This window comes from Chthonobacter albigriseus (assembly GCF_013839445.1).
GTDB lineage: Bacteria > Pseudomonadota > Alphaproteobacteria > Rhizobiales > Pleomorphomonadaceae > Chthonobacter > Chthonobacter albigriseus.
Window position 1 is genome coordinate 1074149 of record NZ_JACDIT010000001.1, and the last position, 11923, is coordinate 1086071.

At 65.1% G+C, this 11923-nt stretch carries 10 protein-coding genes; 7 read left to right on the top strand and 3 right to left on the bottom strand.

Features of this window, described 5'->3' with window-relative positions; all coding sequences use genetic code 11:
* Positions 1-218: 218 nt before the first annotated feature.
* From HZ321_RS04790 to HZ321_RS04800, 3 genes are all read right to left on the bottom strand, one after another.
* Positions 219-1184: a UPF0104 family protein gene (locus HZ321_RS04790; RefSeq protein WP_181700726.1), complete on the bottom strand. Its 966-nt coding sequence runs from the start codon at positions 1182-1184 to the stop codon at positions 219-221.
* A 29-nt stretch (positions 1185-1213) separates the two neighbouring features.
* Positions 1214-1888: a DUF1003 domain-containing protein gene (locus HZ321_RS04795; RefSeq protein ID WP_425305382.1), complete on the bottom strand. Its 675-nt coding sequence runs from the start codon at positions 1886-1888 to the stop codon at positions 1214-1216.
* A 180-nt stretch (positions 1889-2068) separates the two neighbouring features.
* Positions 2069-3562, bottom strand: coding sequence for a Do family serine endopeptidase (locus HZ321_RS04800; protein WP_181700729.1), 1494 nt, complete (start codon positions 3560-3562; stop codon positions 2069-2071).
* Between the two features lie 125 nt (positions 3563-3687).
* Here HZ321_RS04800 and HZ321_RS04805 point away from each other — a divergent pair, with 125 nt between their 5' ends.
* From HZ321_RS04805 to HZ321_RS04835, 7 genes are all read left to right on the top strand, one after another.
* A complete protein-coding gene (locus HZ321_RS04805) occupies positions 3688-4365 on the top strand; it encodes a winged helix-turn-helix domain-containing protein (RefSeq protein WP_181700731.1) in 678 nt (225 codons plus the stop codon).
* The gene (locus tag HZ321_RS04810) at positions 4343-5713 is read left to right on the top strand and encodes a sensor histidine kinase (RefSeq protein ID WP_181700732.1); all 1371 of its coding nucleotides are present in this window, start codon (positions 4343-4345) and stop codon (positions 5711-5713) included. The genes HZ321_RS04805 and HZ321_RS04810 overlap by 23 nt, the downstream gene beginning before the upstream one ends.
* A 767-nt stretch (positions 5714-6480) precedes the next feature.
* Entirely contained in the window at positions 6481-7512 is a 1032-nt protein-coding gene (locus HZ321_RS04815; RefSeq protein ID WP_181700734.1) for a porin, read from the top strand.
* 317 nt (positions 7513-7829) lie between these two features.
* On the top strand, positions 7830-8564 hold the full coding sequence (locus HZ321_RS04820) for a winged helix-turn-helix transcriptional regulator (RefSeq protein WP_181700735.1): 735 nt from the start codon (positions 7830-7832) through the stop codon (positions 8562-8564).
* A 12-nt stretch (positions 8565-8576) separates the two neighbouring features.
* Positions 8577-8948 carry an ArsR/SmtB family transcription factor gene (locus tag HZ321_RS04825; RefSeq protein ID WP_181700737.1) on the top strand — a complete coding sequence of 124 codons (372 nt, stop codon included), beginning with the start codon at positions 8577-8579 and terminating at the stop codon, positions 8946-8948.
* A gap of 96 nt (positions 8949-9044) precedes the next feature.
* Positions 9045-10637, top strand: coding sequence for a 5-guanidino-2-oxopentanoate decarboxylase (locus HZ321_RS04830; RefSeq protein ID WP_181700739.1), 1593 nt, complete (start codon positions 9045-9047; stop codon positions 10635-10637).
* 41 nt (positions 10638-10678) lie between these two features.
* Positions 10679-11887 carry a pyridoxal phosphate-dependent aminotransferase gene (locus HZ321_RS04835; RefSeq protein ID WP_181700741.1) on the top strand — a complete coding sequence of 403 codons (1209 nt, stop codon included), beginning with the start codon at positions 10679-10681 and terminating at the stop codon, positions 11885-11887.
* The last annotated feature ends 36 nt before the right edge of the window (positions 11888-11923 follow it).

Sequence of the window (11923 nt, forward strand, 5' to 3'; positions counted from 1 at the left end):
TTCCCTAATAGCAGCCCCATCTCCGGCCTGAAATCGTAAACAAATTGTGTCCTTAACTAATAGTCCTCATTGTTGGTCGCCAATAATAACGAGTTCGTTAGGAGTATACGCGCCATCTGCAAGATACAGCGTTAACGCAGGACTAATACAACGAGCGAAATGCATGACATCTGTGACAGCGGCTTGGCTTGAGGCGCTATGCCGGCGACCCGGATGACTCAACGGGTGTTGCGCTGGCGCGTCCAACGGCCGAGCGCACCAACGAGGTGGCGCTTGCGCCAGATCTCCCAAAGGGCGAATCCGCCGACCGCCAGCACGAAGGGAAGCACCGTATAGACGGCGCGGAAAACCAGCAGGCAGGCTACGACATCCGCCCGACCCTGGAGGTAGAGGCCGGTGATGATGGTGGCTTCGAAGACGCCGATGCCCCCGGGCGTGTGGCCGACGATGCCGAGGACGATGGCCGCCACGAACAAGATGGCGAAGGGAGCGATGCCCGGCAGGGCATCCGGCGGCAGCAGGATCCAGAGCGTGGCGCCGGCGCCGGCGATATCGATCACGCCGGTGATCACCTGAAAGATGGCGAGCTTGCCGCTCGGCAGTGGCGAGGTGATGCCCCAGAGATTGAAGATGCGATCGCCGGTGGAGAGCCAGACCACGATCCCCGCGAAAGCCAGCAAGGTGACAACGCCGACCGACCGACCCACCGATGCTGGAATACCGGAGATCGCGGCCAGCGTGTGCGGGTCCACAATCAGGGCGACCGCGACCACCAGGGCGAAACCGAGCCAGAGCGCGATCCACGACGTTGCGAAGACGCGCCCGATGTCGCCGTTGGACAGCCCCTCGGCGGCGTAGATGCGGTAGCGGACGCTTCCTCCGGTCAGAAGTGGGAAGCCCAGGGCGTTGGAGATGGCATAGCCGGCGGCTCCGGCACCGGCGGCGACAGGAAAGGAGACCTTCCCCGGGGCGACGGCCCAGACCGCGATGACGTCGTAGAAGGCCAACGCGGCATAGCTGATGCCGGTCGCCAGAATGGCCAGGAGGACCGTCTCGACCGGCGTTGCAGCCAGCGCGTCGACGACCTCGGACAGGTGGATCGCAGCCACCGCGTCATGAAGCAGGTAGACGGCGACGACGGCGATGATGACGCCGATCACTGCAGGCGCATACTTCCAGACCATGCGGACGGCTCCAGGCCGCTAAAAGGGCGTCACGTTCGACGGTCGCGGGTCAGTTCCTCCAGGAGGTCGACCTGGACTTCCTGGATCTCCGAGAGCCGTTCCCACTGCTTTATCAGCAAATGATCGAGTTTTTCGTGAAGGTGGCGAATTTCCAGTTCCGCCTTCAGGTTGACCCGGTAGTCGTTCTCCGATCTCAGGCGATCCCGATCTTCCTGGCGCCGCTGGCTCATCATGATGAGCGGAGCCTGGACTGCCGCGATCAGCGAAAGAATCAGGTTCAGGAAAACGAACGGATAAGGATCGAAGGCGTTTCGCGCAATCAGCCATCCGTTGACCAGAACCCAGCTGGCCAGGAGCAGGCCGAAGATCGTCAGGAAGAACCAGGATCCGGCGAAGGTCGCGAGGCGGTCGGCCAGCCTGTCCCCGAAGCTGCGGGTCTCGTGGTAGGACGAGGCGGTGTTCTTGGAGAGGGTCTCGTGGCGGGCCAGGCTTTCCACGACGGCTTGCTCGAGCGCTCCCAGTTCACCGCGCTCATTGCGGATCAGTTCCTCGACCGTCTTGCGGCGAAAGCGGGCCAGATCATTGCGGCAGATCCACCCCGTGCGGGTCCAGTTCGGTTCGTCGACGGCGATGATGGCGGCGACTTCCGGACGGATGAGGTCGCAACTGATCACGCCCGCAGGTGCGAAGGGCAATCCGCACACGCCGCAGCGAGGGCGGGGCTCGGCCTTTGCCGATTGTTGACGGTCGGAAGGCATGTGGACCTCCGGTCGTCCGCCTGCGTGGAGGGCGGGCGGATCCGTCCCAGTCATGACGGGAGAAGACGGATCCGCCCTTGATCCAGGACAAGGGGGCGCCAATCAGAGAGCGACGCCCTGTCCCGGTCAGGCCAGCTTGGGAGCGACCGCGACGAAGCGGACGTTGCCTTCGCGGCTGATCTGCAGGAGGACCGGTTTTCCCGCTTGCTTGGCTTCTGTCAGCAGCCGCTTGGCGTCGGCCGGGGTGGCGACGGTCTTTCCGGCCACCTTCAAGATGACATCGCCGGCCCTCAGCCCCTTCTCGTCAGCGGCGCTGCCCGGCTCCACAGTCATGACGAGCGCTCCGGAGAGGTCGGATGGAAGCTCCAGGCCGGCGCGTGCCTCCGGCGTGATCGGACCCAGGGCGAGCCCGAAGCCGCCTGCGGCTTCGTGGTCGTCCGGTTCGGCGGCGGCCTGCTCCTGGCCGGGAGCGGTTCCGACCTTCACCGAGATGGTCTGCTCTGTCCCGTCACGGATCACCCTGAGATCGACCGAGGTGCCCGGGCGGACGCCGGCCACCAGGCGCGTCAGGTCCTTGAAGTCCTTTACGGGCTTGTCGCCGAGCCTGACGACGACGTCGCCGGACTGGATTCCCGCCGCCTGCGCCGGCGTATCGTTCGAGACGTCGGCGACGAGAGCACCCGAGGGCTCGGTGAGGCCGAGGCTTTCGGCAATGTCCGGCGTCACCGGCTGGATCTGGACGCCGAGGAAGCCGCGCTCGACGCTGCCGTGGTCGCGGATCGCTGCAACGATGGGTTCGGCCAGCGACGCCGGAATGGCGAAGCCGACACCGACGCTGCCACCGTTGGGCGAGAAGATCGCAGTGTTAACGCCGATGACGTTGCCCGCCATGTCGAAGAGCGGGCCGCCCGAATTGCCCTTGTTGATGGCGGCGTCGGTCTGGATGTAGTCGTCAAACGGACCCGACTGGATGTCGCGGCCGCGTGCAGAGACGATGCCGGCGGTGACAGTACCTCCAAGGCCGAATGGGTTGCCGACGGCCATCACTGGCATGCCCACCTTGATCTCGTCGGCCGCGGCGAAGTTCACGAACGGGAGCGGGCCTCCTGCGTCGACCTTGAGAACGGCGAGGTCGGTCTTGTCGTCCGTGCCGACGAGCGTCGCCGGCAGAGTGCGGCCGTCGGCCAGCGTGATCTTGATGTCCGTCGCCTTGCCCACGACGTGGTTGTTGGTGACGATCACACCGGAGGGATCGACAATGAAGCCGGATCCGAGGGCACTCTCCTTCCTGGGGTTGCCGCCTTGCGGAGCGCCCGGGCGATTGCGGAATTCCTTGAAGAACTCGTCGAAGGGGGTGCCGGACGGCAGGTCGGGCATGTCGGCAGAGGCTTGCTCCACGGCCTGGGTGGTGGCGACATTGACAACCGCGGGAGAGACCCGCGCGGCCAATTCGGAGAAATCCATGCCAGGCAGGCCGGCGGTGGCCGGGGTGGATGCCATCAGGACAGGGGCGGCGATCGGCAGGGCCACCGCGGTGGACAACGCGAGCGCGGCCGCCAGGCGAACCAGGAGCTTGGGGGTCTGGCCCTTGACGGGGCGGGTGGAAACCGTATTCGGCATGGCTAGCTTCCTTCGTGCTTTTCAGTCCGAAAGCCCCGGAGGGCTGATGGCGCCATGAAACACGGTCCAGCCTTGTCACCCGATCGACCGAAGATTGATTCTTCCCAATGTGGCGGGGTCCTCTCATGAAGATTCTCGTGGTGGAAGACGACGCCTCGACGGCCGACTACATCGCGCGCGGCCTGAAAGAACAGGGACATGTCGTGGACAAGGCGGCGAACGGGCGCGACGGCTTGTTCCTCGCCGCCGGCGAGGGATACGACCTTCTAATCGTCGACCGGATGCTGCCCGGCGTGGACGGGCTGAAGCTGGTAAAGACGGTGCGCGGCGCCGGCGTGGAGACGCCAGTCCTGTTTCTCACCACTCTCGGCGGCCTCGACGACCGGGTCGCGGGGCTGGAAGCCGGAGCGGACGACTACCTGGTCAAACCGTTCGCCTTCGCCGAACTCGCAGCGCGGGTGAACGCCCTCGGGCGGCGCGCCAGCCGGCCGGTCCAGGATACCGTTCTGCGTGTGCACGACCTCGCGCTCGACCGTCTCAAACGTACGGTGGAGCGGGCCGGCCAGCCGATTACTCTGCAGAACCAGGAATTCCGCCTGCTCGAGTACCTAATGTCGAGGGCCGGGGAAGTGGTCACCCGGACGATGCTGCTGGAGAATGTCTGGGACTTCCATTTCGACCCGAAGACCAACATCGTGGAGACTCACATGTCGCGCCTGCGCGGCAAGGTCGACCGCGGCTTCGATGCCGAGCTGATCCACACCGTGCGCGGAGCCGGGTATGTCCTTCGCGCGCCTCGGTGAGATCCTTCGCTCCACCAGCTTCCGCATCGCCGTGGGCTACACGGTTCTGTTTCTTGCGTCCTTCGCTGCACTCGGATTCGCCGTGCACGAAATCGCGGTCAACGCCGTCCGTCGCGAAGTGGTCGCGATCGTCGCCTCCGAAGTCACGCGGCTCGCGCGGGTCCACGAGCGGTTCGGCGTTCCCGGGCTCGCGGCGGCGACCTCGGGCCAGGCGCCCTCGATCGGTGGCGAAACGATCCGCTTCCTGGTGGTCGACGGCGTCGGTCGGGCGATTGCGGGCGACCTGCCTACCGCGGTCCTGGGCCGGCAAGGGGCGTTCCTAGTCACAACGGAGGAGAATGGCGAGCCGGTCCGGCTCGTCGGGGCGGGCCTGCGCGTGGACGACGGAACCTATATCGCCGCCGGGCAGAGCGACGTGGCGGCAGCGCGAACGAGCAAGGCAATCCGCGACGCCTTCTTTATCGCAAGCGGCATCGCAGCTGCCGTCGCGCTCCTCGGAGGCGTCGCGGTCAGCCGCGCGGCGCTCGGGCGGATCGCGCGCATCCACGCAACCACGCGGCAGATCATGACCGGCGATCTCAGCGCCCGGGTGCCCCTACGCGGCGCCAACGACGAGATCGACCGGTTGACGCAAAGCATCAACGGCATGCTGGAACGGATCCAGACGCTGATGGGCGACCTTCGCCACGTTACGGTGGACATCGCCCACGACCTCCGCACGCCGCTCGGGCGGCTCCGCCAGCAGCTGGAGGAGGCCCAGGAGAGCATGACCAGCGCGGAGCAGTTCCGGGGCGTGAACGAAGCGGCGATCAGCGAGATCGACCGTCTGCTCGACGTCTTCGCCGGACTGATGCGGATCGCGGAGATCGAATCCAAGGCGCGGCGGGAGGCCTTCGCGCCCTTCGACGTCAGCGCGCTCCTCGTCGATCTCGGCGAGACCTACGCGGCCGTCGCGGAGGAAGCCGGCCACCGGTTCGCGTTGGAGGTGCCGCCTGGCGTGATGCTCACGGGCGACAGGGCACTGGTGGCGCAGGCGGCGGCGAACCTGATCGAGAACGCGCTCCGTCACACGCCAGCGGGTACCCGGATCGTCCTCGGCCTTCAGGCGGACGACCGCCAGGTCCGGTTCAGCGTGACGGACGACGGACCCGGAATTCCGGCGGATCAGCGCGAGGATGTCCTGAAGCCGTTTCACCGCTTGGATCCAAGCCGCACGGCGTCTGGCAACGGACTGGGCCTGGCCCTCGTCAAGGCCATCGCGGGTTTGCACGAAGCATCCGTGAGCCTCTCCAACGCATCCCCTGGCCTGACGGTCGCGTTGACCTTTCCCCGGCAGATACTGGGCTGAGCGAAAGCCCCGCGGCGCCCTGGAAGTCCTACGCTTGTTCGAAGGCGACAGGCTTGCACTTTCAGAATCCGCGTCTCCACAGCCCATCGAATCAAAAGCTGAAAGTCGCAACCGGACGAGGGGCGGCGGCGGAATCGAGCGGTTGCCGCGAATTTCAAGCCTGGAATGCCCGTCCCGGCGCTCCGCCTTGTGGATTGCGAATTGCACCAACGTCGGTTTGGCAGCGCGTTGATAAAAACCAAGTTCGCCTTGCCCGGCGTGGACTTGGCAGCGTGCGGACGCGCCTTTAGTCGGAACATTTGCACGATACGGCATGGAATTACCGTCAAGGCCCGCTTCGGCGAAGGAGTCTTGGCGCCTGAGCTAAGGCTCTACCGGCCTGGGGTGCACTGTCTTCTCTCAGTTTTCACACGCTGTTCGATGTGCAATAGCTGCTTAGTAAGCTATGCCGCTCGAATAGACGCCTTCTATTCGCGTATTTCTTCTATTTTCCAACCTTTGCAAAAATAAATTAGGTCTTAATGCGAGCAATACCTGTTGTAATGACGCCACACGGGGTTCTGCTTTACATTTCTTTACATGCATTCCAATTGAACCAGCGACCTTAAAATTGATGATGTCCTTGTCAGCGCATGGCCTCCAGGTCGTCCAAAGACTGCGGCGTGTGTGTGAATGGCGGGCGGGTGAAATCTCTAAGGTCTTCGTGTCGCAAACGGCGGCGGATGGCAGAGGGCCCCTCACGCAGACTTAGAAATGGAGAGTCTACTATGACGATTCGCGGTTATCTTCTCGGCACGGCCGCTGGCCTGTTCGCCGTTACGGGCGCCCAGGCTGCCGACCTTCCGGGTGAAGCTGTCCCGGCTGCCGTCGACTACGTGAAGGTTTGCGACGCTTTCGGCGCCGGCTTCTTCTACATCCCGGGTGGCGACACCTGCCTCAAGATCGGCGGTCGCGTTCGCTTCGGCGCTGCGTCCGGCCCTGCCTATTCTGCAACCGGCACCGACAACATCGAACTCTTCGCCAGCGGCCGCGTCGACTTCGACACCCGTTCGGCGACCGAGTACGGCACGCTGCGGACCTTCTTCCGCATCACGTCTGACGGCACCGGCCAGAGCGACGTCGGCATCGACAAGGCCTTCATCCAGCTCGGGTACTTCACCGGCGGTTATGCGGCGACCTACTTCGACAGCTTCGGCGCCCTGGTCGGCGACAACGATCGCAACTTCGGTGGCGAGACCCGCGTCCAGGCGTCGGTCCTGTTCGACAACCTCGGCGGCGGCTTCTATGCCGGCATCGGCGCCTTCGCTCCGGACAACGGCCTTGCCGAAGCCTTCGAAGGCGACGACGACACCGGCGGCCCGGCTTCGATCCCCGACATCCAGGCGATCGTCGGCATCAGCGGCCAGCCCTGGGGCAGCGCTGCCCTCGGCGTGTGGTACAGCGACGAAGGCAACACCGCCAACGAAGGTGATGGCTTCTGGGCCGTCAAGGCCGACGCCCGCATCAAGGCGACGGACTCTTTGACCGTTGTCGCCCGCACCTACTACGTCGACACCGACGGTGCGGACTCGCTGTGGAACATCGGCGCTGGCGTCTCGTTCGCCGCCACCGATGCCCTCACGATCAACGTGGGCGCCGAATACGGCTTCCAGGACGACTCGGACAACTTCGGTGTCACCGCCGGTGTTGACTACACGGTCGTTCCGGGCCTCGTCGCGACGGCTGAACTCAGCTACGACGACGAAGAGAACGGCGACGAAGAGCTCAGCGGCCTGCTCCGCCTCTCGCGCGAGTGGTAAGATCCACCTTCATGGTGGTTTGAAAGGGGCCCGGGAAACCGGGCCCTTTTTATTTTCTTGATGCGATTCGTTTGGCGGCCTGGCGTAGATATTATTTTTTTAAATCTAGTGGCCTTCCATTTCTCCCGCTTTGGTTGAACGGCACTCCGACCGAAGTAAGCACCTATATTCAGTTTACATCTCTTTACATGTCAATATTTGCACACTAATCACAAGGCCGTTACAACATATTCGGATCTGTTGATCCGACCTCCAGAGTGGCCGGAAGGAGCGTGCACCACCCCGCTCGGTCCTTCCGGTTCCCCCTTGGCAACGGCATGGAAGCGTCCGTCGCGATGCAGAAGATCCTGATCCTTTCAGACGATCCGAAGTACACGAGCCTTTGTCCCCTGCTGCGGGCCCGGGGCGCCGATGCGGAGGTCGGCAGCGCAGCGCAGCCGCGGGCGGACGGTCAGGCCTACGACCTGGCCATCGTCGCTCCCGGGGAGATCGACAGCGCGGAGCAGATGGTCAACGCCATCACGACACGGGATCGCTGCCACACGATGGTGGTGCTGCCGGACGCTGACGAAGCGGCGGTGAACCGGCTCTACTCCGCCGGAGCCGCAGTGGTGTTCCCCCAACCGGTAGACCCGTTCCACTTGTTCCTGCAGTGCCGCTATTTCCTGGAACTGGAACAGGGCCAGCGCCGCACCGTGTCGTTCGGGGATGTCCGTCTCGACGAGGACCGGAAGACCTTGTTCCTGGGGGATCGCCGGGAGATCGCCTTCACCGAAGTGGAAGCGAAGATCCTGGGCGTGCTGATGAGCCGACCGGGCCGGTTCGTTGCCAAGGAGCTGATTTCCGAGTCGGTGTTCGGCAAGGCCTACGACAAATTCGATCGCCGGATCGACGTTCACATTTCCAATATCCGCCGCAAACTGCGCGCCAGCGAGACGGATCTGACGATCCTCACCTCCAGGCTCGGTGGCCTGAAGATCGCTCCAGAGGCGGCAGACCTGCCGGTTCCGGACAGGCTGCGTGAGTCCTTGCGCGTCGCCGCTCTTTCCTGACGGGGCTTTGCCATGGACAGCACGCTCTCTTCCCTCGATGCCCTCTCTCCCGCCGACTTCGAAATTCTGACCTCCGAGGCGCTGGGTTCCGCCCGCCCCCTCAGTGAAGCCTTCAAGGCGTTCACCTGCGAGAAGAGGCTGTCGATCATCGGTGTGCTGGCGCAGGGCGATCGCAACGTCACGCAGATCTGCGACGCGCTGGCGCTCAGCCAACCCGCGGTCTCCCAGCAGCTGAGCGTCCTCAAGGATCATGGCCTGGTGATCGGCGAACGTCGCGGCAAGGCCGTCCACTACCGGCTGAACCGGGAGCGGCTCGACGACTTCTACGCCGCTTTCGGCTTCACGATCGGACGGATGCGGGATTCGGCCGCGATGTCCGCCTAGACTTCTCACTTCGGTACTCAAGACCGACATTGGACCCTTGCCGGGCCGAGCCAATTAGCTATACGGTCGTATAGCTATCTCGCAGGAGGGTCCTTTATGCCGACATCCCGACCGCTCGGGCAGTATCTGGTCGACCTGCTGGTGGCGAACGGCGTCGACACCGTGTTCGGCATTCCGGGTGTCCATACGCTGGAACTCTACCGTGGACTGGTCGGCGCCCCCGTCCGCCACGTGCTGACCCGGCACGAACAGGGCGCGGCCTTCGCGGCGGACGGTTATGCGCGCATCTCCGGCCGCCCGGCGGCTTGTTTCCTGATCTCCGGTCCGGGCCTTGCCAACGCGATGACCGCAATCGGCCAAGCCTACACCGACAGCGTCCCGATGATCGTCGTGTCCTCTGTCGCCGCGTCGGATACGCTGGGCAAGGAGCGCGGCGTTCTGCATGAGATGACCGACCAGAGGGCTATGGCCGCCACGGTCACCGCCTTCAGCACGACGTGCCTGACGGCCGAGGATGTGCGCGACGCCCTGCACCGGGCCTTTTCGCTGTTTGCCGCCGGTCGCCCCCGGCCGGTTCACATCGAGGTGCCGATCGATCGGCTGACCGTGCCGACGGATCTGGAGCCGGTCCGGTTCCCGCGGGTGCATGGGCGGCCAAGCCCTGGGACAGAGGCGATCTCCGCCGTTGTCGCTGCATTGGAGCAGGCCCATCGCCCGTTCATCATCATCGGGGGCGGGGCCATCGGCGGAGGGGAAGCCGCGGCGCGGCTGGCGACCGCCCTCGGTGCACCTGTCGCGACCACTGTGGCGGCCAAGGGCGCCGTGCCGGAAGATCATCCGCTCGCCGTCGGCGCCGGCCTTCAATATCCGCAGGTGCATGCGCGTCTGGCGGAAGCCGACGTGGTGCTCGCTGTGGGGACCGAGCTTGGCGAAACGGACAGCTATGTCGACACGCTGCGGATCACGGGAACGCTGATCCGGGTGGACATCGATCCGGTCAAGCTGTCGGACCGCTATCAGGCCGCGATCCCTGTCCTCGCGGACGGCGCCGCCGCCCTCGAAGCGTTCGCGGCCCGTATCGGCGGTGAGCGGACGGCGTGGTGCGATGTCGGCGCCCTGCGGGCCTCCGTGGTACGCGACCTCGATGAGAAGACCCGCAGACACCGGGCCGTGCTGTCCGCCGTGCGGCGGGCGCTGCCGCCCGACGGCGCCATTGCGACGGACATGACGCAGATCGCCTACAGCGGGAACGGGCTGTTCCCCGCCGGGGCCATCCGGTCTTGGTTCCATCCTTCCGGGTTCGGGACGCTCGGCTACGCGCTGCCGGCGGCGATCGGTGCGAAGCTTGCCGCGCCCGAGCGCCCGGTTCTCGCTCTGGCCGGCGACTACGGGTTCCAGTTCACGCTGCAGGATCTCGGGACGGCTGCCGAGGAACGGTTGTGCCTGCCGATCCTGGTCTGGAACAACGACCGGCTCGGTCAGATCCGCGACGACATGGTGGCCAGCGGCATCCAGGAGATCGGCGTTTCGCTGAAGAACCCGAGCTTCGCGCTGCTCGCCGCCGCCTACGGCATTGCCTATGAGGCGCCCGGGGGGCTGGCGGATGTGGAAGAGGCGATCCGCGTCGCCTTGGGGCGAAACGGACCGACGCTGATCGAGATCCGTGAAGCCGGCATACCAATCGACTGAGACCGCGCCGCTTCCCGTACACCTTTTGCAGGATGGCCTTGATGAGCCGCAACTATTCCGAACTGACAGGCCGTATCGCCGGCCGCGGGGCCGATGCATGGCTGATCCATGCGCAGGCCAAGGATGCAGCGCAGCGCGGCGAAGACGTGATCGTGCTCAGCGTCGGTGATCCCGACCTCGACACCCCGACCGTCATCGCCGAACGCGCCATCGCGGCGATCCGGGCGGGCGACACGCACTATACGCCGGTGATCGGCCGTCCGGGTTTGCGGGCTGCCGTCGCCGAGAGGCAGGCGCGGCTTGCCGGCCAACGGGTCGGGGCCGAACACGTCGCCTGCTGCAGCGGCGCGCAGAACGCACTCTATTTCGCCGTGTCCTGCCTCGTATCGCCTGGGGACCGGGTGGCGGTGATCGAACCGGCCTACGTCACCTACCCTGCCACGGTGGAACAGACCGGCGCCGTCATCGACTACGTCACGGCGTCCGCCGAAGCCGGCTTCCGGCTCGAGGTCGACGCCCTTGCCGCAGCGATCCGCCCCGAGACGCGGGCAATTGTCCTCGCCAATCCCAACAATCCTACCGGAGTCGTCCTGAACCGGGACGAGCTGTCGGCGATCTACGCGATCGCCGAACAACACGACCTCTGGATCATCTCCGACGAAGTCTACGGGGATCTGGTCTATGACGGCGCCTTCATTCCCATGGGTGCGCTGGAGGAAACGCCGGACCGGGTGATCACCGTCGGCAGTCTCTCCAAGTCGCATGCGATGACGGGATGGCGAAGTGGCTGGACGATCGGCCCGCCGGCGTTCACGGACCATGTGGAACGCCTGTCCCTGGCCATGCTCTACGGCATGCCCGGGTTCGTCATGGAGGCGGCGGAAGCGGCGCTGCGGGAGGCCGCAGACACCCCTGCGGAGATGACCGCCATCTACCATCGCCGGAGCCGACTTGCCATGCAGGCGTTGGACGGAGCGCCGGGCCTCGACGCGAAAGCCCCTGCAGCGGGCATGTTCATGATGATCGATGTTCGCGGGGTCGGCTTCACCAGCCAGGCGTTCGTCGAGCGGCTCTATCGGGAGACCGGCGTTTCGGTGCTGGACGGCGGGGCCTTCGGGCCGCCGACGGACGGATTCGTGCGGCTTTCGTTCGCGGCGTCGGAAGCGACCATCCTGGAGGGATGCCGCAGGATTCGCCGCTTTGCCGAGACGCATGCGCCTGCCGTCGACGGCGGGCGGATCGCATCCTAGCGGGAGGGTCTTTTAATCGAACTATCGTTCGATTAT

Excerpts from the sequence above, each read along its gene's own strand:
- HZ321_RS04810 (WP_181700732.1), top strand. The coding sequence starts at position 4,343 with ATGTCCTTCGCGCGCCTCGGTGAGATCCTTCGCTCCACCAGCTTCCGC.
- HZ321_RS04820 (WP_181700735.1), top strand. The coding sequence starts at position 7,830 with ATGGAAGCGTCCGTCGCGATGCAGAAGATCCTGATCCTTTCAGACGAT.
- HZ321_RS04830 (WP_181700739.1), top strand. The coding sequence starts at position 9,045 with ATGCCGACATCCCGACCGCTCGGGCAGTATCTGGTCGACCTGCTGGTG.
- HZ321_RS04805 (WP_181700731.1), top strand. The coding sequence starts at position 3,688 with ATGAAGATTCTCGTGGTGGAAGACGACGCCTCGACGGCCGACTACATC.
- HZ321_RS04790 (WP_181700726.1), bottom strand. The coding sequence starts at position 1,184 with ATGGTCTGGAAGTATGCGCCTGCAGTGATCGGCGTCATCATCGCCGTC.
- HZ321_RS04835 (WP_181700741.1), top strand. The coding sequence starts at position 10,679 with ATGAGCCGCAACTATTCCGAACTGACAGGCCGTATCGCCGGCCGCGGG.
- HZ321_RS04800 (WP_181700729.1), bottom strand. The coding sequence starts at position 3,562 with ATGCCGAATACGGTTTCCACCCGCCCCGTCAAGGGCCAGACCCCCAAG.
- HZ321_RS04825 (WP_181700737.1), top strand. The coding sequence starts at position 8,577 with ATGGACAGCACGCTCTCTTCCCTCGATGCCCTCTCTCCCGCCGACTTC.
- HZ321_RS04815 (WP_181700734.1), top strand. The coding sequence starts at position 6,481 with ATGACGATTCGCGGTTATCTTCTCGGCACGGCCGCTGGCCTGTTCGCC.